Consider the following 21,892-nt stretch of genomic DNA (forward strand, 5'->3'; position numbering starts at 1 on the left):
CTAAATGAGCCCCGTTTTTTTATGTCGCCAAATCAGATCACTTGCCAGCCCAACGCTTCAGAACCAGGGTGGCGTTAGTGCCACCGAAACCGAAGCTGTTGCTCATCACGTGAGTGAGAGTGACGTTTTCCTGGGTCTTGGTGGCGATCGGCAGATCAGCCACTTCCGGGTCCAGTTCGTCGATGTTGGCCGAGCCGGCAATGAAGTTGCCTTCCATCATCAGCATGCAGTAGATCGCTTCGTGTACGCCGGCGGCGCCCAGGGAGTGACCAGACAGGCTTTTAGTGGAGCTGATCGGCGGAGCCTTGTCGCCGAATACCGCGCGCACACCCTTGATTTCCGCCACGTCGCCGACCGGAGTCGAGGTGCCGTGGGTGTTCAGGTAATCAATCGGGCCGTCGACGGTGGACAGCGCCAGCTGCATGCAGCGGATAGCGCCTTCGCCGCTTGGGGCGACCATATCGTAGCCGTCGGAGGTCGCGCCGTAGCCGACGATTTCGGCGTAGATTTTCGCGCCGCGAGCCAGAGCGTGCTCCAGCTCCTCGACCACCACCATGCCGCCACCACCGGCGATCACGAAGCCGTCACGCTTGGCATCGTAAGCACGGGAGGCTTTTTCCGGGGTGTCGTTGTACTGGGTGGAGAGGGCGCCCATGGCGTCGAACAGGCAGCTTTGGCTCCAGTGTTCTTCTTCACCGCCACCGGCGAAGACCACGTCCTGTTTGCCTAACTGGATCTGCTCCATTGCCTGACCGATGCAGTGTGCACTGGTGGCGCAAGCGGAGGAGATCGAGAAGTTCACGCCCTTGATCTGGAACGGTGTGGCCAGACAAGCCGAAACGGTGCTGCCCATGGTGCGGGTTACGCGGTACGGGCCGATACGCTTCACGCCTTTTTCGCGCAGGGTGTCGATGGCTTCCATCTGGTTGATGGTGGAGGCGCCACCGGAACCGGCGATCAGGCCAGTACGCGGGTTGCTGATCTGTTCCGGGGTCAGGCCCGAATCCTTGATCGCCTGTTCCATCGACAGGTAGGCGTAGGCCGCAGCATCACCCATGAAGCGGAACGTCTTGCGATCGATCAGCTCTTCGAGGTTGAGGTCAACGGAGCCCGAAACGTGGCTGCGCAGCCCCATTTCGGCGTAGGACGGGTTGTGGCGGATACCGGCACGGCCAGCACGCAGGTTGGCGGAGACGGTGTCTTTATCATTGCCCAGGCAGGAGACGATACCCAGACCGGTGATCACGACGCGACGCATGCGGATAACCCTTAAAAATTGTCAGTGGAAGTGAACAGGCCGACACGCAAACCTTCGGCGCTGTAGATCTCGCGGCCATCGACACTCACGGTGCCATCGGCAATGGCCAGCACCAGGGAGCGGTTGATGGTGCGTTTGATCTGAATGTTGTAGGTGATTTTCTTGGCGGTCGGCAGAACCTGACCGAAGAATTTCACTTCGCCCGAACCCAGGGCGCGGCCGCGGCCGGGATTGCCTTGCCAGCCGAGGTAGAAACCCACCAGCTGCCACATGGCATCCAGACCCAGGCAGCCTGGCATCACCGGGTCGCCTTCGAAGTGGCAGGCGAAAAACCACAGATCCGGGTTGATATCGAGTTCGGCGACCAACTCGCCTTTGCCGTATTTACCGCCGGTGTCGCTGATATGCGTGATGCGATCGACCATCAGCATGTTGGGGGCGGGCAGTTGCGCATTACCTGGGCCGAATAGCTCGCCACGACTGCAGCGCAGCAGATCTTCCCGAGTGTAAGCGTTCTGTTTGGACATGCGAGCTCCTCAATAATCCCCGTGCGGCAGGGCTAAGCGAATCATCTAGGCTGGTGCGATATTGGAATGATGCCCCGTTGTATGTAGGGCCTCGTAGCTACCAGCGTAGTCATAGACTGTTGCGTTGAAGTGAAAGTCACAGACTCTGAGCACAGTTGTACACCCAATGTTCCATTTGCCTCGCTGGGCCATGCGCCACACCCGTGCCCGACGCACTCTACCACTGTCGGCGCTGGCTGGGTCTCACCCTGACGCGCTCATGTTGTAACGCTATTACGACTTTGTGACAGCTAGACATGTTCCCTTTTCAACTCGTGCTCTGGCTACTCGCCAAAGGTCGGGGTGCCACCCAGGCCTGCAGGATGCGTTGCAGGTCGGCGCGTTTAAAGGGCTTGGCCAGGTAATCGTTCATACCCGCCTGCAGACAGGCTTCACGGTCGCCCTGCAAGGCGTTGGCGGTCAGGGCAATGATCGGCAATTTGGCGCGGTCGGGCAGGCGGCGAATCTGCCGGGTGGCTTCGTAGCCATCCATCACCGGCAACCGGCAGTCCATCAGCACCGCTGCGTACTCATGGCGCTCCACGCTGCTCAGCGCCTGGGCGCCGTCGCCCACCAGGCTGACGTGATAACCCAGGCTACGCAGCATGGCTTCGATAACCGTCTGGTTAACTGGGTTGTCTTCCACCAGCAGCACTTTATGGCCTTGCCCGGAGCTGGCGTCAGCCACGCTGCGTTCGGCCGGTTGGTCGCTCTGGCGGGCAAATGGCAGCGGAATTTCCAGGGTAAAGATCGAGCCGCGGCCTTCCTGGCTTTCGGCATTCAACGTGCCGCCCATGCGCTCGGCCAGAGTGCGCGCAATCGGCAGTCCCAGGCCGGTGCCGCCGTAGCGGCGGGAGATGGAGTTATCGGCCTGCTGGAAGGCATCGAACATATGTTCCAGGCGCTCCGGCGAAATGCCGATGCCGCTGTCGTGCACCGCGCAGCTGAACCACAGCACTTCGTTGTCCAGTGCCTGCCAGCGGGTTTCGATGCGGATATTGCCTTCTTCGGTGAACTTCAGCGCATTGCCCAGCAGGTTCACCAGAATCTGGCGAATGCGCGTGGGGTCGCCTTTGACCACTAACTGCTCGAGCCCCGGCTGGGTATCCAGCTGCAACGCCAGGCCGCGCTGACTAGCACTGTGCTGGAATACCTGCGCCGAGCTTTGAATCAGTTCCAGCAGGTTAAAGGTGATGCGCTCCAGTTCCAGCGCACCGCGCTCGATACGGGAGAAGTCGAGGATGTCGTTGATCACCTTGAGCAAGTGCTCGGTCGACTCGGTGGCCAGCGCCGAGTACTCGGCCTGTTCATCGGTCATTTCGGTGGTTTCCAGCAGCTGCAACATGCCCAGTACGCCGTTCATGGGCGTGCGCAGTTCGTGGCTCATCATCGCCAGGAAGTCGGATTTGGCGCGGTTAGCCTGCTCCGATTCTTCCCGGGCTTTTACCAGTTGGGCGATGCTTTGCTGCTGCTCCAGACTGGCCTGTCCAGCGCGCTGGCGAGGTTATTGATGTGCCGCGCCAGACCGCCCAGTTCGTTGTCGTCTACCTCCGGCAATGCGGTGCGGTAGTTGCCGGCTTGAATGGCTTTTACCGCCTCGGCCATGGTGCTGATCGGTTGCGACAGACGCCGGGCCAGGCGCCGCGCCACCAAAAAAGTCAGTAGCAGCGCGAACAACGCCAACACCGTGGCTTTAAGCAATATCTCCTGCTGCTGGCTGTTGAAGGCATCGTTGGACATGCCCACACCACGCGGCCGAGGTAGTCGTTATCCAGGTGCGTGCGCCGCTGCCGGCGGAGTAGGGCAGGTCTTTGCTCAGGGCCAGGCGTTGCAGGTGAATGGGCGCGTGGAAGATCTCCACCTGGGTGGTGGTTTTATCTTGCGGCGCGGCTTGTTCTTCGTAGGCGAGGATATTGTCCTGCCGGTCGCGCACTTCGATAAACCGCACGTGGGGCGTATCGAGCGTGGCTTTGAGCAGGGTATTGAGCACCTGGATATTGCCGGCGATCACTCCGTATTCAGTGGCCGGAGCGAGCTGGTTGGCGATCAGTTGGCCGGTATGGTTCAGCTCTTGGCGCAGGTCCTGCAGGCGCACGAAGGTGAAAAAACCGGTGAGCAACAACGTCAGCAGCAGGGCGGGGCCTACGCTGATCAGCTGTGTGCGGGTGTGGATGTCCCAACCTCGGCGAAGGTTCATGGGATACGTACTCTCCTTCGCTCCCATCACATGAACAACCATGTCCACGTCTGGCGCTGCGGGATGTTATTTAAAGCGGGCAAGTCTACCCGTTCACGCGGCTGTCGGCGCGGCGCTCCTGTCGTTTTTGCGTGAGCCCCCGCAAAGGGTAGCGCGCAACACTGGTCGCAGCGCAGTTGCTCCGTAATAATGCCCGCAGCCCGCCATGCACAATGGCCCACTACGGATTGGTTATGACAGTTCAGCAACCCATTGCAGTTCTTGGCGGCGGCAGCTTCGGCACCGCCATTGCCAACCTTCTGGCCGAGAACGGCAACCCGGTGCGCCAATGGATGCGCGACCCCGAGCAGGCCGAAGCCATCCGCACCAATCGGGAAAACCCGCGCTACCTTAAAGGAGTGAAAATTCACCCGAACGTCGATGCCGTTACCGACCTGGCCGCCACCCTGGATGCCTGCGAGCTGGTGTTCGTCGCCTTGCCTTCCAGCGCCTTGCGCAGCGTGCTGCAGCCGTTCGCCGACGTGCTGGCCGGCAAACTGCTGGTCAGCCTGACCAAGGGCATCGAAGCGCAAACCTTCAAGCTGATGAGCCAGATCATCGAAGAAATCGCCCCCGAGGCGCGTATCGGCGTGCTCTCCGGGCCGAACCTGGCCAAGGAAATCGCTGCCCATGAGCTGACCGCCACGGTAGTCGCCAGCGAAGACGACGAACTCTGCCAGCGTGTGCAAGCCGCGTTGCACGGCCGCACCTTCCGCGTGTATGCCAGTGGCGACCGTTTTGGCGTCGAGCTGGGTGGGGCGCTGAAAAACGTCTACGCCATCATTGCCGGCATGGCCGCTGCGCTGGAAATGGGCGAGAACACCAAGAGCATGCTGATCACCCGTGCCCTGGCGGAAATGACCCGTTTTGCAGTGAAGCTGGGCGCCAACCCCATGACCTTTCTCGGCCTGGCCGGCGTCGGCGACTTGATCGTCACCTGCTCCTCGCCGAAAAGCCGCAACTTCCAGGTGGGCTACGCCTTGGGCGAAGGCTTGAGCCTTGAAGAAGCCGTCACCCGTCTGGGCGAAGTGGCGGAGGGCGTGAACACGCTCAAAGTGCTCAAGGTGAAGTCCGAGCAGCTGCAAACCTATATGCCGCTGGTTATGGGCCTGCATGCCATTCTGTTCGAAGGCCGCACGCTGGCCCAGGTAATCGAGCGGCTGATGCTGGCCGAGCCGAAAACCGACGTCGACTTTATTTCCACTACCGGCTTTTGAATCGTTACTGAGTGATAGGGAGAGTGCCATGAGCGACAACCTCGACAAGAGCCTGGAGCGCGAGTCCATTGGTCTGCGCATCGTCTGGATGCTGGTGTTCACCCTGTGCTGGCAGATTGCGGCGACGTTGTTGGGGTTCGCGGTGCTGATCCAGTTGGTGTACCGCCTGTTCTACGGCGCGCCGAATGCCAGCTTTCTGGCCTTTGGCGACAGCGTGAGCCAATACCTGGCGCAGATCGGCCGCTTCGGCACCTTCAATACCGAAGAAAAGCCCTGGCCGTTTGCCGACTGGCCGACCGCCCGTGCCCCGGATGGCGAAGTCGCCCATAGCATTCCGCCAGCGCCGCACCCGGTGCGCGACGAAGAGCCCAAGCTCTGATGCGCCTGTGGCTACTGCGCCACGGCGAAGCCTTTCCCCAAGCCCCCAGCGATGCCGAGCGACCGCTGACGCCCCGTGGCCGTGAAGAGGTCCTGCACAGCGCGGTGCAGCTGGAAGGGCGGCCGTTGTCGGCCATTCTCGCCAGTCCTTATCTGCGCGCGCAGCAAACCGCTGAACTGGTGCGCCAGGCCATCGGTTTTCGTGGTGCCGTGGGTACGGCGCCGTGGGCCACACCCGATAGCGATGTGCGTGAAGCGTTGAGCTATCTGGATGAGCGCGACGATGCCGAGATTCTGCTGGTCAGCCATAACCCGTTTCTGGGTGAGTTGGGCGGGCTGCTGATTCACGGCCATCGCCAGCAGCCGTTGCCGATGCGCACGGCTAGCCTGGCAGAGTTGGAGGGGGATTTTGCGGCGGCGGGGTTGATGCAGTTGTTGGCGTTGGTGCATCCGCAGTAGTTGTCGTGCTCTTCGCGATTCTGGGTCCCGGCCTGCGCCGGGACGACGGCGTTCTTTTCAAAACTACCGTCATCCCTGCGCAGGCCGGGATCCAGAATCTCGGATGAGAAAAACCTCTACTGCTTCGCCAAAACCGCTCTCGCCGCCCGCGACCCATTAGCCTTGCCCAGCACCTCACAAATCCCCTGGCCGGCAGCAATCAGCTGGGCCATGTCGATGCCGGTCTCAATGCCCATCCCGTTAAGCATGTACAGCACATCTTCCGTCGCGATATTGCCGGTAGCGCCTTTGGCATACGGGCAACCGCCTAAACCAGCCACCGAGCTGTCAAACACCGCGATCCCTTCCTGCAAGCTGGCATAGATATTCACCAGCCCCTGACCATAGGTGTCATGGAAATGCCCCGCGAGTTTGGCGCGCGGAATATCGCGGCCTACCACCTCGAACATCTTGCGGGTGCTGCTTGGCGTGCCGGTGCCGATGGTGTCGCCCAAACTCACTTCGTAGCAGCCCATGGCAAACAGCTCGCGCGAAACCATGGCCACTTGCTCCGGCGCCACGTCGCCTTCATACGGGCAGCCCAGCACGCAGGACACATAGCCGCGCACGGTAATCTGGTGCTGTTTGGCAAGCTCCATCACCGGCTGAAACCGCGCCAGGCTGTCGGCGATGGAGCAGTTGATGTTCTTTTGCGAGAAGGCTTCAGAGGCGGCGGCAAACACCGCCACTTCGGTCACGCCGGCCTCGATAGCCGCTTCCAGGCCTTTGAGGTTCGGCGTGAGTGCGCCATAGACAACGCCGGGCTTGCGCTGGATCTGCGCAAACACCTCGGCCGAGCCGGCCATCTGCGGCACCCACTTGGGCGAAACAAAGCTACCCACCTCGATATAGCCCAGGCCGGCAGCGGACAACTGGTCCACCAGGCGCACTTTGGCCTCGACGCTGATGGCCTGTTTTTCATTCTGCAAACCATCACGCGGGCCAACTTCGACCAGGCGGACGTGGGAGGGCAAGGACATAGCAATCTCCAAAAATCTATCGAGTACAAGAGCATCGAGGCTGAAGCCTCTCCCACAAGGTCCGCAAATCCAATGTGGGAGAGGCTTCAGCCTCGATAGCTTTACGTCTATTCCAGCTCTACCAACACCGCACCCTCAGGCACCATCTCGCCTTCCGCGCAATACAGCGCTTTAACGATACCGTCCTGCGGCGCGCGGATGCTGTGTTCCATCTTCATCGCTTCCAGCACCACCAGCGCTGTGCCGGCTTGTACGGTTTGGCCGGGTTCGACCAGAACGCGCACGATACTGCCGTTCATGGGCGCCGTCAGCCCGCCGTGTTGCTGATGGCTGGCTTGCGCAGCCGCAATCGGGTCGAAAAGTTGCACGGCGTGCAGTTCGTTGTGCCACTGCAGAAACAGTGTGGCGCCCTGACGGATGGCCAGGTGTTGGCGGCGCAGGCCGTCGAGTTCTACCTGCACGTGGTCACCACGGCGCTGCACGCTGGCATCTTCGCCGCGCAGGCGCACCACCTGTTGTTCGCCGCCACAGGTCAGGTGCAGATCGGTTTCGCTCGGCAAACCGGCACGCCAGCCAGTGCCGGTAGCCCAGGATGCATGGGGATCATCGCTACGCTGGCGGGGTGTTTGTGTGAGTTGCCAGGCGCGTGCGGCGAGTTGCCAGAACGCCTGTGGCAGTTCGCTCGGCGCCGGCAGAAGCTGTTCCTGGTAACGCGGAATAAATCCGGTATCCAGTTCCGCCGCCGCAAACGCCGGGTGGGCGAGGATGCGTTGCAAGAAGGCCAGGTTAGTTTTCACCCCGCCCACGGCAAACTCGTCGAGCATGGCCAGCAAACGCAGGCGCGCTTCTTCGCGGTTGGCGCCCCAGGCAATCAGCTTGCCCAGCATAGGGTCGTAGAACGGCGATACCTGATCGCCTTCGGCCACGCCGCTGTCCACCCGCCGGCCTTCGCCAGGCGCAGATTCGCGGTACAGCTGCAACGTGCCGGTGGCCGGCAGAAAGTCGTTTTGCGGGTCTTCGGCATACAGGCGCACTTCAATGGCATGGCCAATCAGCGGCACCTGGTCCTGGGTGAGCGGCAGCGCTTCGCCACGGGCCACGCGGATTTGCCAGGCCACCAGGTCGAGGCCGGTGATGGCTTCGGTAACCGGGTGCTCGACCTGCAGGCGGGTATTCATCTCCATAAAGAAGAAGTCGCCGCGCGCATCCAGCAAGAATTCCACGGTGCCAGCGCCGACATAACCGATGGCTTGCGCCGCTTTTACCGCCGCCTCGCCCATGGCCTTGCGCAGTTCGGGGCTCAGGCCGGGGGCGGGGGCTTCTTCGACCACTTTCTGGTGGCGGCGCTGAATCGAGCAGTCGCGCTCGTTGAGGTACAGGCAGTTGCCGTGCTGATCGGCAAACACCTGAATCTCCACGTGCCGGGGTTTGAGCACGTATTTTTCCACCAGCATCTGGCTATTGCCGAACGAAGACAGTGCCTCACGCTGGGCCGATGCCAGGGCTTCGGCCAGTTCGCTTTCCTGCTCCACCACCTTCATGCCTTTACCGCCGCCACCGGCGGTGGCCTTCAGCAGCACCGGGTAACCGATGCGTTCGACGGCGTCGCGGAAAGTGGCGATGTCCTGCGCGTCGCCGTGATAGCCGGGTACCAGCGGCACGCCGGCTTTTTCCATCAGCGCCTTGGCGGCGGACTTGCTGCCCATGGCGTCGATGGCCGAGGCGGGCGGGCCGAGAAAGAGCAGCCCGGCGGCTTCAATGGCGCGGGCAAAGCCGGCGTTTTCCGAGAGAAAGCCGTAGCCGGGGTGAATCGCCTGAGCGCCGCTGGCTTTGGCCGCGGCAATCAGTTTGTCCACCAGCAGGTAACTCTCGGCCGGCTTGGCGCCGCCCAGGTCAACGGCCAGGTCGGCCTCGCGCACATGGCGGGCGTTGCGGTCGATGGCGCTGTGCACGGCCACGGTGCTAATGCCCAAAGCCTTGGCGGTGCGCATGACGCGGCAGGCAATTTCGCCACGGTTGGCGACTAAGAGACGGTTGATCATGACTGAGGCTCCTGCCAGGCGGGTTTGCGCTTACTGAGGAAGGCGTTCAACCCTTCCTGTCCTTCGGCACTGACGCGGATACGGGCGATGGCGTTTTCGGTGTAGCGGCGCAGGGCCGGGGTCAGCACGCCGCTGCCCACTTCCTGCATCAGCTGTTTGCTCGCCTGCATGGCTTGCGGGCTGTTGAGCAGGAGGTTGGCGGTCCAGTTGCCGACTTCGGTTTCCAACTGCTCCGGCGCATAACACTCGGCCAAAAGACCCAACTGTTGCGCGCGTTCGCCGTCGAAGCGTTCGGCGGTCAGCGCGTAACGGCGGGCGGCGCGTTCGCCAATGGCTTGCACCACGAACGGACTGATCACCGCCGGCGCCAGGCCGATGCGCACTTCCGACAGGCTGAACTGCGCATCGCGGGCGCCGATGGCCATGTCGCAGCAGCTGATAAGCCCCAGCGCGCCGCCGTATGCCGCGCCTTGCACCACGGCGAGCGTCGGCAGCTTGAGGTGATACAGGCTGTGCATCAGCTCGGCCAGTTCGCGGGCGTCGTTGAGGTTGGCGTTGTAGTCCAGCGCGGCGGATTGCTGCATCCAGGCCAGGTCGGCGCCGGCGCAGAAGTGCTTGCCACGGCCGCGTAGCAGCACAAAACGCAGGCTGCGGTCGGCCTTGATGGTGTCCAGGGCGAGGATCAACTCGCGGATCATCTCGGCGTTGAAGGCGTTGTTTTTCTCCGGGCGGTTGAGCCACAAGGTGGCGATGCCGTTGCTGGAGATATCGAGTTCGATAGTAGTGAATTCAGTCATTGCCACATTCTCTAAAGGGCTGCGCTGCTCCCTGTGGGAGAGGCTTCAGCCTCGATGCTTTTGATTGGTTTGAGATCTATCGAGGCTTAAGCCTCTCCCACCATAAAAAGCGCTCAACGCTACATCCGGAATACACCAAATTGGGTCGGCTCGATGGGCGCATTCAGGCTGGCGGACAGGGCCAGGGCGAGCACGTCGCGGGTTTGCGCCGGGTCGATCACGCCGTCATCCCAGAGGCGGGCGCTGGAGTAGTAGGGGTGCCCCTGCTGCTCGTACTGGGCGAGGATCGGCTGTTTGATGGCCGCTTCTTCCTCGGCGCTCAACTGCTGACCGCTGCGCTCGGCTTGCTCACGCTTCACCTGGGCCAAAACGCCGGCAGCCTGCTCGCCGCCCATTACGCCGATGCGCGCGTTGGGCCACATCCATAGAAAGCGCGGGTCGTAGGCGCGGCCGCACATGCCGTAGTTACCGGCACCAAAGCTGCCGCCGATGATCACGGTAAATTTCGGCACCTTGGCGCACGCCACGGCGGTCACCAGCTTGGCGCCGTGCTTGGCGATGCCGCCGGCTTCGTATTTCTGACCGACCATAAAGCCGGTGATGTTCTGCAGAAACAGCAGCGGAATGCCGCGCTGGCAGGCCAGCTCGATAAAGTGCGCGCCTTTTTGCGCCGACTCGGCGAACAGAATGCCGTTGTTGGCAATGATCGCTAGCGGGTAGCCATTCAGGTGGGCGAAGCCGCACACCAACGTGCTGCCGAACAGGGCTTTGAATTCGTCGAACACCGAGCCGTCGACCAGACGCGCAATCACTTCGCGCACATCGAAGGGCTGTTTGGCGTCAGCGGGAATCACGCCGTACAACTCATCACTGGCGTACAGCGGGAGTTGCGCCGGGCGGCTGTTCAATTGGCCTTGCTTGCGCCAGTTGAGGTTGCTGATGCAGCGGCGGGCGAGGGCCAGGGCGTGTTCGTCGTCTTCGGCATAGTGGTCGGCCACGCCGGAGGTTTTGCAGTGCACATCCGCGCCACCGAGGTCTTCGGCGCTGACCACTTCACCGGTCGCGGCACGCACCAGCGGTGGCCCTGCAAGGAAGATGGTGGCCTGGTTGCGGACCATGATGGTTTCGTCCGACATGGCCGGCACGTAGGCGCCGCCGGCAGTGCACGAACCCATCACCACAGCGATTTGCGCAATGCCCTGGGCACTCATATTGGCCTGGTTGAAGAAGATGCGGCCGAAGTGTTCGCGGTCGGGGAACACCTCATCCTGACGCGGCAGGTTGGCGCCGCCGGAGTCCACCAGGTAGATGCACGGCAGGCGGTTTTCCTTGGCGATGGTTTGCGCGCGCAGGTGTTTTTTCACCGTCAGCGGGTAATAGCTGCCGCCTTTTACTGTGGCGTCGTTGGCCAGAATCATGCACTCCACGCCCTCGACGCGGCCGATACCGGCAATGACGCCGGCGGCCGGGACGTCTTCGCCGTACACCTCATGTGCGGCGAGCTGGCCGATTTCGAGAAAGGCCGAGCCTGGGTCGAGCAAGCGGTTGATACGTTCGCGGGGCAGCAATTTACCGCGCGAGGTATGGCGTTCCTGCGCCTTGGCGCCGCCGCCTTGTTGCACCTGGGCGAGCAGGGTGCGCAGGTGGTTGACCTGCTCGAGCATGGCGCCGGTGTTGGTCGCGAACTCGGGGCTGCGGGTGTTGATCTGGGTGGTAAGGATGGCCATGGGGCGCTCCTGGAAAAGCGAATCTTTGGGGGCAGCACTGTTGGTGTAGGAGCGAGCTTGCTCGCGAAGCTCTTTGGTAGATCAACAGCTTCGCGAGCAAGCTCGCTCCTACGGGTGGCGGTTCATTTAACGGGTTTCGTTAAACAACTCGCGGCCAATCAACATGCGGCGGATTTCGCTGGTGCCGGCGCCGATCTCGTAGAGCTTGGCGTCGCGCAGCAGGCGGCCGGTGGGGAATTCGTTGATATAGCCGTTGCCGCCGAGAATCTGGATCGCATCCAGGGCCATCTGCGTGGCGCGCTCGGCGCTGTAGAGAATCACCCCGGCGGCGTCTTTACGGGTGGTTTCGCCGCGATCGCAGGCGTTGGCCACGGCATACAGATAGGCGCGGCTGGCGTTGAGTTGGGTGTACATGTCGGCGACTTTGCCTTGAATCAGCTGGAATTCACCGATGGACTGGCCGAACTGTTTACGGTCGTGGATATAAGGCACTACCACGTCCATGCAGGCCTGCATGATGCCAATCGGGCCGCCGGACAGAACGACGCGCTCATAATCCAGGCCGCTCATCAGCACTTTCACACCGCCATTGAGCACGCCGAGGATGTTTTCTTCCGGCACTTCAACGTCGTCGAAAAACAGCTCGCAGGTGTTGGAACCGCGCATGCCGAGCTTGTCGAATTTGTTGCTGCGCGAGAAACCTTTCCAATCGCGCTCGACGATAAAGGCGGTGATGCCGTGGGCGCCTTTTTCCAGATCGGTTTTGGCGTAGATGACGTAGGTGCTGGCGTCCGGGCCGTTGGTGATCCAGGTTTTGCTGCCGTTGAGCACGTAGTGGTCGCCACGCTTGTCGGCGCGCAGCTTCATCGACACCACGTCGGAGCCGGCGTTGGGCTCGCTCATGGCCAGCGCGCCAACGTGCTCGCCGCTGATCAGCTTGGGCAGGTACTTGGCTTTTTGCGCAGCGGTGCCGTTGCGGTTGATCTGGTTGACGCACAGGTTGGAGTGCGCGCCGTAGGAGAGGCCGACCGACGCCGAGCCGCGGCTGATTTCTTCAATGGCCACCACGTGGGCCAGGTAGCCCAGGCCAGCGCCGCCGTACTCCTCGCTGACGGTGACGCCGAGCAGGCCCATGTCGCCAAACTTGCGCCACATGTCGGCGGGGAACAGGTTGTCGCTGTCGATGGCGGCGGCGCGGGGCGCCAGTTCAGCGGCGACGAAGGCTTGCACCTGGTCGCGCAACATGTCGATGGTTTCGCCGAGGGCGAAGTTCAGGGAGGGATAGCTCATTGGGGCACCTGCTGATTATTTTTGTTGGGCTTGCGCCGGGAACGATTGTTAGGCGGGAATTTGCGCCATGGCGGCCAGGCAGCGCTCTTCGGCGGTATCCAGCTCCAGTTGCATCTGTTCGATATCGAGCAATTGCTGGCGCAGCTGTTCGCGGCGCTCGGCGATCTTGCGCATAAAGGTTTCGAGTTGTTTGTGGTTGCCGCTGGGGTCGTAGAGCTCGATCAGCTCGCGGCATTCGGCCAGGGAAAAGCCGATGCGTTTGCCGCGCAGAATCAGCTTCAACGACACCTTGTCGCGCGCCGAATAAACCCGTTCCTGGCCACGGCGCTCGGGGTTGAGCATGCCTTGCTCTTCATAGAAGCGAATGGCGCGGGTGGTGATATCCAGCTCGCGGGCCAGATCGGAAATGCTGTACGTCGACATAGGAAAACGCTCTAGGGGGTGTTTACCTTTACGTTAACGTAAAGCACCTTTCCCTACAGCGTCAAGACGGTTTTTTATGCTAGAGCGTCGACTATTCGGTTTTGAGTGGGCTTTGCGGAGGCGGGTTGATGCCCATGGATACGTAGATGCTGGTGAAGGCATCGACGCCGATATTGGCCGGTTTCACCCATTCCACCGGCACGTAAAGCAGGCCGCCGCCAATGGGGATAGGGGCGGTAGGCACCAGGACGGCGTAGTAATGACGGCCGTCGATATCGATGGGTTCGGGGTTGGGCATCAGCGCCAGAACGGCCACACCGTCGCCGCCAAAAAAGCACCACACCGGGCTCATGGCATTGATATCGGCGCCTTCTTTTTTATCCAGCAGTGCCACGAAGCGGTCGGCGAGGTTGTATAGCTTGCCGAAGAGTGGGATGCGCCGCAGGGTCATGTCGGTCAGCCAAGCCAGCGGCTTGCGCAAGCCCAGCTGAACACCAAGGCCCAGCACATAAATGGCGACCACCAGCAACACAGTGCCCAGGCCGTACGCCAGGTAGGTATTGGTGGCAAAAGGTTGCCCCATGGCCGCGAATACGCCGCCGATGTAAGTGGACGGCCCGATGATGCGGTTTAGGAGGCTGGCGACCCAGGTGAGTAGCACGAGGGTCAATGTAAGCGGCAGCAATACGATCAGCCCCGCCAACCAAGTGGTCAGCAGGGAGTTAAAGCTCTTCTTCAGCATCGATACGTCCGAGGGTAGGCAATCAAGCGATTGCCTTGAGAGTGAAAACCTGGGTGATTTGTTGCAACTGACCATCCCACACATAACGCAGGTGCTCGCCCTGCACCGGCAAACTGGCCGCCGGCGGGCGGAACAGCGCGGCGCATTCGCCCTCGGCATGCCGCACGCTGCGGTACAGCAAACCCCACGAGCGCTGCTTGCGGCGGTCGGCGGCAAAGCGCTGGGGCAGGGCGTAGGCGTCGGGATCGGGGTCGTAGAGTTCGTCGAAACCCTGGCGGATATCGTCTAGCGGCTGAACGACTTTGCACACGTAAGTGCGCAAGGTCAGCTCCATGCTCGGCTCCTGGGTGGCGCGCATAAAGCGTTCGCGGTGGTAGCGGGTTTCGGCGATGGCGGTCTGCAGGCTGTTGCCGCAGTAGTACACGCCGTATTGACCGTCGGTGAAGCGGCTTTTGGCGCCCACATGGGTAAAGGCCGCCATCAGCGGTGAGGCGCCCGGCCCGCACACACGTCTTCGGGGCGACATGGTTGAGCAAGCCAGCCTCTTCGCGCAGCCGGTCGTTGGTTAGGCTTTCAATGAGAAAGGCTGTTTCCAGATCGGCCGGGTCCAGCACATCTTCAAACACCGAAATCGGCGGGAAGGCGCTGGAAACGATGCGATAGGCCCTCATCCATGGGGCAGAATTTGAGTGGGTTGTTTCAACCACGTACTCCATCCAGGTAACGACGAACCACGGCAATATCCATCACGCCGCCGGCCAGCATTAACTGTAAGGCGCTGAGGCCGTTGAAAGGCGCTTCGCTGTTTGCCTTGCGAATCCATTCGTAGGTCGACGGTTTGTCGCCAAACAAAATGTGCAGGGACTTGTGAATGCCCATCAGGTACGACACACGTTCAAGGGTGTCACGCGGCAGACGGATTTCCGGCAACTGGCGGTATTTGTACAGCGTGCTGCGGCCGATGGAGCCAAGCAGCACGGTCTGTTCTTCCACCGAGCAGTTCCATTTTTCCATCAGATTGAAGAAGAACTTCAGCGCCACGTGGCCGGCATGTGCCGAATCGAGATCCAGGGCGGCGCTGTTTGAAGGGCTGGCGAGTGACATGATGACTCTCCACAAGTGGACTTAATAAAGACTTTAGTCCGTTTGTGGAGCGCTCGCAACCGTCATTCTTATATCAGGCTTCCTGTGCACTCACTTGCTGCGCCAATTCGATCATCTGTTCACGCATCCAGCGGTTGGCCGGGTCCTGGTCGGTGCTTTCATGCCAGTACAGGTGGGTTTCCACGGCCGGCACTTCTACCGGTACGCCTACGTAATGCAGGTCATGGCTACGGGCGAAGCGCTCCGGCACGGTCATGGCCATGTCGGTTTTCAGCATCACCATCGAGGCCATGAGGTAGTGCTGCGAGCGCAGGGCGATTTTGCGCTGAATGCCCATTTTGCCAAGGGTCAGGTCGACATAGCCCAAGCCGCTGCGGCGGCTGGAAATGTGAATGTGGGTGAGCGACATATACTCATCCAGGGTCAGTTTTTCCTTGGCGAGCGGGTGACCTTTGCGGATGGCGCAGACATAACGGTCAGACAGCAGCTTGACGTGGCGCACCTGCGGGTCGGTGTTCAGCGGCGCGTCGACGGCGAAGTCCAGGCGGCCAGCTGCCAGCTCTTTCGTGGTTTCGCGACGCTTGGACAGAAAGCTCTCGATCTGCACCGACGGCGCCTGGCGACGCAGGCGCTGGAACAGCGGCGGCAGAATGATCTCTTCCGTGAGGTCGGTCATGCTGATGCGGTAGGTCTTGTTCGCCTGCAGCGGGTTAAACGTGCGGCTTTCCTGCACCGATACACGCAACAGCGACAGGGCATTGCGGACCGGGCCGATGATGTTCTGCGCCATGGGCGTAGGCACCATGCCTTGCGCCGTACGTACAAAGAGTGGGTCGTTGAAGGTTTCGCGAAGGCGCGCCAGGGCGTTGGAAACGGCAGGTTGGGTGATGCCGACAATCTGCCCCGCACGGGTCAGGTTGGCTTCGGTATAGATGGCGTCGAAGACGATAAAAAGGTTGAGATCGACCTTGCTCAAATTCATTGCCAACGCGCTCCTGATCTTATTGGGATTGTGCTCAGTATCAGCCAATCATATATCGGTGATGAATGTTTATACACGCCGAGAATAGGTTAGATAAATCTTCATCGCTGATCTAGGATCTTTTCCAACCTCACCAACAGCCCGTCAGAAGGTGTCTCCGATGGATTTCGCTTACTCCCCAAGGTTCAAGAACTGCGCGAACGCGTTACCGCATTCATGGACGAATATGTCTATCCCGCCGAAGCGGTGTTCGAAGCTCAAGTGAACGAAGGTGATCGCTGGCAGCCCACCGCGATCATGGAAGAGCTGAAAGCCAAGGCCAAAACCGCGGGCCTGTGGAACCTGTTTCTGCCGGAATCGAAACTGGGTGCCGGCCTGACCAACATGGAATACGCGCCGCTGGCCGAAATCATGGGTCGCTCGCTGCTGGGCTCCGAGCCGTTCAACTGCTCGGCCCCGGATACCGGCAACATGGAAGTGTTGGTGCGTTACGCCAACGAAGAACAAAAGAAGCGCTGGCTTGAGCCGCTGCTGGCTGGCGAAATCCGCTCCGCCTTCGCCATGACCGAGCCGGGGGTTGCATCCTCCGATGCCACCAACATGGAAGCCCGTGCCGAGCGCGTGGGTGACGAGTGGGTCATCAATGGCCGCAAATGGTGGACTTCGGGTGCTTGCGACCCGCGCTGCAAAATCATGGTGTTCATGGGCCTGAGCGATCCGGATGGTCCGCGTCACCAGCAGCACTCGATGATCCTGGTACCGACCGACACCCCCGGGGTAAAAATTCTGCGTCCATTGCCGGTGTTCGGTTACGACGACGCGCCGCACGGTCACGCCGAAGTTCTCTTTGAAAACGTCCGCGTTCCTTACGATCACGTGCTGCTGGGTGAGGGCCGTGGTTTCGAAATCGCTCAGGGTCGCCTTGGCCCAGGCCGTATTCACCACTGCATGCGCTCCATCGGCATGGCCGAACGCGCCCTGGAATTGATGTGCCAACGTGCCGTCAGCCGTACTGCCTTCGGTAAGCCACTGGCTCGCCTGGGCGGCAACATCGACATCATTGCCGACTCGCGGATGGAGATCGACATGGCTCGCCTGTTGACCCTGAAAGCGGCTTATATGATGGACACCGTGGGCAACAAAGTGGCCAAGAGCGAAATCGCTCAGATCAAGGTTGTGGCGCCGAACGTGGCCCTGCGCGTGATCGACCGTGCCATTCAAATGCACGGTGGCGCCGGTGTTTCCAACGACACCCCGCTGGCCTACATGTACGCCATGCAACGTACCCTGCGCCTGGCCGACGGCCCGGACGAAGTGCACCGCGCAGCGATCGGCAAGTTTGAAATCGGCAAACACATGCCGAAAGACCTGGTGAAAAGCCACTAAGGCTTAGCGCTAACTAAAAAGCCCGCCCGGGTTAACCGCGGCGGGCTTTTTTATGTTTGGAAATCGAAGTGTTTAATCGCGGTGCTTAATCCCGGTAGAACACCTGCACCAGGTGATAGCCGAACTGGCTTTTTACCGGGCCGTGCACTGTGCGCAGTTCCTTCTTGAAAATCACCGAATCGATGGATTTCACCATCTGCCCCGGCCGCACCTCACCCAGGTCGCCACCTTTTTTGCCGGACGGGCAGGTGGAGTGTTTTTTAGCCAGCACATCAAACGCCTCGCCAGCGGCGATACGTTTTTTCAGTGCGGCGGCTTCGGCCTCGGTTTTCACCAGAATGTGGCGGGCCATTGCTTTTGACATGGGGGTTCCTGTGTTGGGTAAGACGGGTAAGGCGAAACTTTAACGGCAGGCGTTACTTGAGTACACGGGCAAGGCCAAATGCAATGGCGCCGAACCCGCCAACCAGCAGCATCGTGGTGCCGATAAACCATTTGATCATCGAGCCTTCGAGCCGAGTGATTTCGGTGCGGAAGTTGGCTACGGCCAGGCCGGTAGCCGCAACTTCGTTGCTGAGGTCGGCTTTGGTTGCGAGGTGCGGGAACACGTGTTTATCGAAAGAAATGAGCGTGGTTTCGATCCGCGCCAAACTCTGCCGTATCTCAGGAATGGCTTCTTCAAGCTTTGCCAACCGAATTTCCATGGCGTTTGCTCCGGGCGGTGTAGTACGACCAATATTGCCACGGCGTACTGAATTGTCACGCCAGGGGATAGGGATTTGCGTTTCACGCATCGGGCAATGAGCTCGCTTCATATAGGTCATCTGCCAATTACTTCCTTAAATAAGCAGTTGGCCTATCGTCCTCGCAAAACCTGCAGCTGAACACTTCACGGCGCCCGTTAACGGAGTGGGGTGCGGACTAGGTGTGTGTCCGTTGCGTTAACTTTTTTGCAGCCTTCGTCGCAGTTGCAAGGCGCGAGCTAAACGCTTGGGCGCTGGAGTATGCCAATATCTGCGGCGTCGCAAAAATGACGCCAAATACCTGCTGAGTATTTCGCTCACTTTGGCCTACCGTATTAACTCCACCGACCCAAGGAGATGTTTCCCATGGACTTGAACCCGATGCTGAAAATTCTGGCGACCCAGGATGGTTCAGATCTCTACCTGTCCACGGGCGCGCCGCCCTGTGCCAAGTTCAATGGCGTGCTCAAGCCGCTGAGTGCCGAGCCGTTGAAGTCGGGTGAAATTGCGGCGGTGGCCGACGCGATCATGGACTCTGCACAAAAGGTAGAGTTTGAGCGTGAGTTGGAGATGAACCTGGCCATTTCCCTGGCTGGCATCGGCCGTTTCCGTATCAACATCTTTAAGCAGCGCAACGAAGTGTCGATTGTGGCGCGCAATATCAAGATGGAAATTCCCAAGTTTGAAGACCTCAAACTGCCGGAAATTCTGCTGAAAACCGTGATGGAAAAACGCGGTCTGGTGTTGTTTGTCGGTGGCACTGGCTCGGGTAAATCCACCTCGCTGGCCGCGCTGATCGACTACCGCAACCGCAATAGCGGCGGCCATATCATCACTATCGAAGACCCGGTGGAGTATGTGCACCGGCACAAGAAGTCGATCATTAACCAGCGCGAAGTGGGCGTAGACACCCGCAGCTTCCACGCGGCGCTGAAAAACACCCTGCGCCAGGCCCCGGATGTGATTCTGATCGGCGAAATTCGCGACCGCGAAACCATGGAACACGCCCTGGCCTTTGCCGATACCGGTCACCTGGCCATTTCCACCTTGCATGCCAACAACGCCAACCAGGCGCTGGACCGCATCATCAACTTCTTCCCGGAAGAGCGCCGCCCGCAGTTGCTCAATGACCTGGGTAACAACCTCAAGGCTTTTGTTTCCCAGCGATTGGTGAAAACCACCGATGGCAAGCGCCGCGCCGCCGTGGAAGTGTTGTTGGGTACCCCGACCGTGCGGGATCTGATCAAGCGCAGTGAGCTTAGCGAGATCAAGGAAATCATGGAGAAGTCGCGCAACCTTGGCATGCAGACCTTCGATCAGGCATTGATCGAGCTGGTGAACGAAGGTGCTATCGATGAAGAGGAAGCGGTCAAAAACGCCGACTCGGCCAACAACGTGCGCCTCAAGCTCAAGCTGTATCGCGAAACGCCTGCGGCCGCCGCCGCGCCAGTGGCCGCTCCGGCTGCGCCAGTGGCCAAGTTGGCCGATGCCGGCGATTGGGGTATGGAGCTGACGCTGGAAGATATCGAAGATGACACGCCACCACCGCCAGAAGACCCTGGTCGCCACGGCATCTGATCGCCGGCTTTTACTGGTTATTGGGCGGGGGTGTGGGCTTTAGATAGCGGTCAATGATGCGCGCCATGCTGCCATCGGCGCGCATCTTCTCGGCGGACGTGCGCACCGCCTTTACCAGGTCGGCGTCACAGCTTTTAGAACAGGCAACATATAGGTCGGTAGTTGCCATTTCCGGGCTCTTCACTAGCGGGCGGCTACTGCTGCGCGCCCAGTGGTATTCGCCTTCCGGCACGGTGGTGAACCAGGCGTCGATGCGGTTCAGTTCTAGCAATTTCAGAGGATGATCGCCTAGTTGCAACGAGTAGATCTGCTCGCTCTGAAAGCCATTGGCGCGAAGAATTTCCTCTTGGGCGGTGCCGATACTCACGCCGATACGTTGGTAGCGAGTGCGTGCCTGTTCGAACGTTTGCACCGGTGCATCAAAGGTGAAAAACGCGCGGGCCAGGGGCAGTACGGAAGCGACCCAGGTGTATTTGTCCTCCCGTTCTGGTGTGCGTGAAAGCGGTACCAGCATCAGGTTGTGGCCTTCGCGTACGCGCTTTTGGGCGCGCAGCCAGGGCTCGGTTTTTATCGTGACGCGGTAGCCGGCGCGCTTGAGCGCTTCCAGGGCAACGTCACCCATCAAGCCATGGCCCATGGGGTCGTGGCTGGCAACCAAGGGCATGGCGTCCGGAATAAAGATCTCGACGGTGGGCTGCTCGGCAAAGGCGCCGGTGGCAAATAGCCCAAGCAGCAGGCAGACACGGTTAAACCGCATGGTGGAATCCGTTGTGGGCAGTGTGAGCAGTATAGGCGTTGCCGGGCAGCGTTGCGCTTGATGTCTTTATGACTCGTTGTAGTCATTGTGACGTTTTTTAGGTGTGAGTCCTTTTGACTTTGTATTTTCTAAAGCATTGATGTTTAACGATATAAAACTTGGCACAGATTCTGATATCTCCAAGGTGTGCAAGGCAGAAGCCTCCTCACTCAATCGGAGAATCGACCATGTTTACCTATCTCAGCTGCCCTAAAAACGTGCTGCATATTTCCAACCAACTGTTGCTCGGCGGCCTGGTGCTGCTGGTGGTGGGCGTGTTTGTTGCGTACGGCTACGAAGGCCGCCTGAGCCTGCCAACTTTGGTTGCTGCCCACGCCGGGGTGATTCTCGGCCCAACTGCGCTGAAAATCGGTTATGTGATGCGGTTGATTGCCCACTACAACCTCAAAAAACTTCAAGCGCTTGTGGCCTGCGCCAACGCGTGATGACGTGCAGCGCCCGATCAGCGCGGCAAGGGCGCCGGTACAATCAGGTCCACCAGCGCATCGGCGGTGGTCTGCAGGCGTTCACTCTCCGGGTACAACCGCTCGATCACCACAATGCCGCGGGTTAGCGTGACTAGCAGCCGGGCGGCCTCTGGTATCGCCAGTGCCAGGGGCTCAGCCGCTTGACTCAAGCGGTCGGCCAACAACGATTCCAACCCATCAATCATCCCCCGCAAAACCTCGCGAATCGGCTCGGCAGTGGCGTTTTCGTCGACCGCGGTTTTCGTCGACAGGCAGCCGCGCGCCGCCTCGCCGGATTTCATCGAGGCGATAGCAAAGGTGAAAAAGGCTTTAAGCGCAGCGCGGGTGTCAGCCGGTTTAAGCGTTTCGCAGGCCGCCGCGAGAAAGCCTTGCTGGTAGCGGGCGAACACCGCCAGAAACAGGCCCTGTTTATCGCCGTAGGCGTTGTACAGCGAGCCGCGTTGCACCCCGGTGGCCTCTGCAAGTTCGGGCATAGAGGTCGCGCCGTAGCCGTTGCGCCAGAAAACTTCCAGCGCGCGCTCCAGGGCTTGTTCTTCGTTGAATTGACGTATTCCGGCCATGGGGCTGATTCCACTCTTGTTTGTCAGTGCTGTCAATAATGCCTTGACAGGGCATTGGATTGATACCAACACTAGCAACCATGACAGGTATGTCAAAGATG

Annotated in this window: 20 protein-coding genes and 3 pseudogenes; 6 read left to right on the forward strand and 17 right to left on the reverse strand. The window is 60.3% G+C overall.

Going from position 1 to position 21,892, the window contains the following annotated elements:
• Positions 1 to 37 precede the first annotated feature (37 nt).
• The 3 genes and pseudogenes from fabB to AC0V2S_RS18305 all read right to left on the reverse strand — a co-directional run bounded on the left by fabB (position 38) and on the right by AC0V2S_RS18305 (position 4,021).
• Positions 38 to 1,258 (reverse strand): beta-ketoacyl-ACP synthase I, encoded by a 1,221-nt coding sequence (gene fabB / locus AC0V2S_RS18295; RefSeq protein ID WP_475510971.1) that lies wholly within the window; start codon positions 1,256 to 1,258, stop codon positions 38 to 40.
• Positions 1,259 to 1,269: 11 nt separating this feature from the next.
• Complete coding sequence (fabA, locus tag AC0V2S_RS18300; RefSeq protein ID WP_108098153.1) at positions 1,270 to 1,785, reverse strand: 3-hydroxyacyl-[acyl-carrier-protein] dehydratase FabA; 516 nt, start codon at positions 1,783 to 1,785, stop codon at positions 1,270 to 1,272.
• Positions 1,786 to 2,092: 307 nt separating this feature from the next.
• A pseudogene (locus tag AC0V2S_RS18305) lies at positions 2,093 to 4,021 on the reverse strand (ATP-binding protein).
• Positions 4,022 to 4,254: 233 nt separating this feature from the next.
• Here AC0V2S_RS18305 and AC0V2S_RS18310 point away from each other — a divergent pair.
• The 3 genes from AC0V2S_RS18310 to sixA are packed head-to-tail and all read left to right on the forward strand — an operon-like array spanning position 4,255 to position 6,114.
• Positions 4,255 to 5,277 carry an NAD(P)H-dependent glycerol-3-phosphate dehydrogenase gene (locus tag AC0V2S_RS18310; protein ID WP_475510972.1) on the forward strand — a complete coding sequence of 341 codons (1,023 nt, stop codon included), beginning with the start codon at positions 4,255 to 4,257 and terminating at the stop codon, positions 5,275 to 5,277.
• 28 nt (positions 5,278 to 5,305) lie between these two features.
• Complete coding sequence (locus AC0V2S_RS18315) at positions 5,306 to 5,656, forward strand: DUF4389 domain-containing protein (protein WP_475510973.1); 351 nt, start codon at positions 5,306 to 5,308, stop codon at positions 5,654 to 5,656.
• Entirely contained in the window at positions 5,656 to 6,114 is a 459-nt protein-coding gene (gene sixA / locus AC0V2S_RS18320) for a phosphohistidine phosphatase SixA (protein ID WP_475510974.1), read from the forward strand. Before AC0V2S_RS18315 ends, sixA begins: the two co-directional genes overlap by 1 nt.
• A 116-nt stretch (positions 6,115 to 6,230) precedes the next feature.
• On the opposite strand, the gene AC0V2S_RS18325 is transcribed toward sixA, so the two are convergent.
• The 10 genes and pseudogenes from AC0V2S_RS18325 to AC0V2S_RS18370 form a co-directional block, all read right to left on the reverse strand.
• On the reverse strand, positions 6,231 to 7,133 hold the full coding sequence (locus AC0V2S_RS18325) for a hydroxymethylglutaryl-CoA lyase (RefSeq protein WP_475510975.1): 903 nt from the start codon (positions 7,131 to 7,133) through the stop codon (positions 6,231 to 6,233).
• A 107-nt stretch (positions 7,134 to 7,240) separates the two neighbouring features.
• Positions 7,241 to 9,175, reverse strand: a complete 1,935-nt coding sequence (locus AC0V2S_RS18330; protein WP_475510976.1) for an acetyl/propionyl/methylcrotonyl-CoA carboxylase subunit alpha — start codon at positions 9,173 to 9,175, stop codon at positions 7,241 to 7,243.
• Positions 9,172 to 9,972 (reverse strand): gamma-carboxygeranoyl-CoA hydratase, encoded by an 801-nt coding sequence (locus AC0V2S_RS18335; protein WP_475510977.1) that lies wholly within the window; start codon positions 9,970 to 9,972, stop codon positions 9,172 to 9,174. The genes AC0V2S_RS18330 and AC0V2S_RS18335 overlap by 4 nt, the downstream gene beginning before the upstream one ends.
• Before the next feature lie 119 nt (positions 9,973 to 10,091).
• Complete coding sequence (locus AC0V2S_RS18340) at positions 10,092 to 11,699, reverse strand: carboxyl transferase domain-containing protein (RefSeq protein WP_475510978.1); 1,608 nt, start codon at positions 11,697 to 11,699, stop codon at positions 10,092 to 10,094.
• A 126-nt stretch (positions 11,700 to 11,825) separates the two neighbouring features.
• Complete coding sequence (locus AC0V2S_RS18345) at positions 11,826 to 12,989, reverse strand: isovaleryl-CoA dehydrogenase (RefSeq protein WP_475510979.1); 1,164 nt, start codon at positions 12,987 to 12,989, stop codon at positions 11,826 to 11,828.
• Positions 12,990 to 13,037: 48 nt separating this feature from the next.
• Positions 13,038 to 13,412, reverse strand: a complete 375-nt coding sequence (locus AC0V2S_RS18350; protein WP_475510980.1) for a MerR family transcriptional regulator — start codon at positions 13,410 to 13,412, stop codon at positions 13,038 to 13,040.
• A gap of 91 nt (positions 13,413 to 13,503) precedes the next feature.
• Positions 13,504 to 14,154, reverse strand: coding sequence for a DUF502 domain-containing protein (locus AC0V2S_RS18355; protein ID WP_475510981.1), 651 nt, complete (start codon positions 14,152 to 14,154; stop codon positions 13,504 to 13,506).
• A 22-nt stretch (positions 14,155 to 14,176) separates the two neighbouring features.
• A pseudogene (locus tag AC0V2S_RS18360) lies at positions 14,177 to 14,870 on the reverse strand (RES family NAD+ phosphorylase).
• A complete protein-coding gene (locus AC0V2S_RS18365; protein ID WP_475510982.1) occupies positions 14,854 to 15,258 on the reverse strand; it encodes an MbcA/ParS/Xre antitoxin family protein in 405 nt (134 codons plus the stop codon). Before AC0V2S_RS18365 ends, AC0V2S_RS18360 begins: the two are co-directional and overlap by 17 nt.
• Before the next feature lie 73 nt (positions 15,259 to 15,331).
• Positions 15,332 to 16,240, reverse strand: coding sequence for a LysR family transcriptional regulator (locus tag AC0V2S_RS18370; RefSeq protein ID WP_271197012.1), 909 nt, complete (start codon positions 16,238 to 16,240; stop codon positions 15,332 to 15,334).
• Positions 16,241 to 16,400: 160 nt separating this feature from the next.
• Between AC0V2S_RS18370 and AC0V2S_RS18375 the strand changes: the two are divergent.
• Positions 16,401 to 17,626, forward strand: a pseudogene (locus AC0V2S_RS18375) (acyl-CoA dehydrogenase).
• Between the two features lie 85 nt (positions 17,627 to 17,711).
• On the opposite strand, the gene AC0V2S_RS18380 reads toward AC0V2S_RS18375, so the two are convergent.
• The gene (locus AC0V2S_RS18380; protein ID WP_475510983.1) at positions 17,712 to 17,990 is read right to left on the reverse strand and encodes a peptidylprolyl isomerase; all 279 of its coding nucleotides are present in this window, start codon (positions 17,988 to 17,990) and stop codon (positions 17,712 to 17,714) included.
• Between the two features lie 52 nt (positions 17,991 to 18,042).
• The gene (locus AC0V2S_RS18385; RefSeq protein ID WP_475510984.1) at positions 18,043 to 18,450 is read right to left on the reverse strand and encodes a hypothetical protein; all 408 of its coding nucleotides are present in this window, start codon (positions 18,448 to 18,450) and stop codon (positions 18,043 to 18,045) included.
• 285 nt (positions 18,451 to 18,735) lie between these two features.
• Here AC0V2S_RS18385 and AC0V2S_RS18390 point away from each other — a divergent pair, with 285 nt between their 5' ends.
• Positions 18,736 to 19,947 carry a PilT/PilU family type 4a pilus ATPase gene (locus AC0V2S_RS18390; RefSeq protein WP_475510985.1) on the forward strand — a complete coding sequence of 404 codons (1,212 nt, stop codon included), beginning with the start codon at positions 18,736 to 18,738 and terminating at the stop codon, positions 19,945 to 19,947.
• 10 nt (positions 19,948 to 19,957) lie between these two features.
• Here the strand turns inward: AC0V2S_RS18390 and AC0V2S_RS18395 are convergent, their stop codons facing one another.
• Positions 19,958 to 20,704 (reverse strand): substrate-binding periplasmic protein, encoded by a 747-nt coding sequence (locus tag AC0V2S_RS18395; RefSeq protein ID WP_475510986.1) that lies wholly within the window; start codon positions 20,702 to 20,704, stop codon positions 19,958 to 19,960.
• Between the two features lie 227 nt (positions 20,705 to 20,931).
• Between AC0V2S_RS18395 and AC0V2S_RS18400 the strand changes: the two genes are divergently transcribed.
• Positions 20,932 to 21,189 carry a transmembrane sensor/regulator PpyR gene (locus AC0V2S_RS18400; protein WP_475510987.1) on the forward strand — a complete coding sequence of 86 codons (258 nt, stop codon included), beginning with the start codon at positions 20,932 to 20,934 and terminating at the stop codon, positions 21,187 to 21,189.
• A gap of 17 nt (positions 21,190 to 21,206) precedes the next feature.
• On the opposite strand, the gene AC0V2S_RS18405 is transcribed toward AC0V2S_RS18400, so the two are convergent.
• Positions 21,207 to 21,791 (reverse strand): TetR/AcrR family transcriptional regulator, encoded by a 585-nt coding sequence (locus AC0V2S_RS18405; protein WP_475510988.1) that lies wholly within the window; start codon positions 21,789 to 21,791, stop codon positions 21,207 to 21,209.
• Positions 21,792 to 21,892 lie beyond the last annotated feature (101 nt).

Source organism: Pseudomonas sp. CC11G (genome assembly GCF_056174845.1).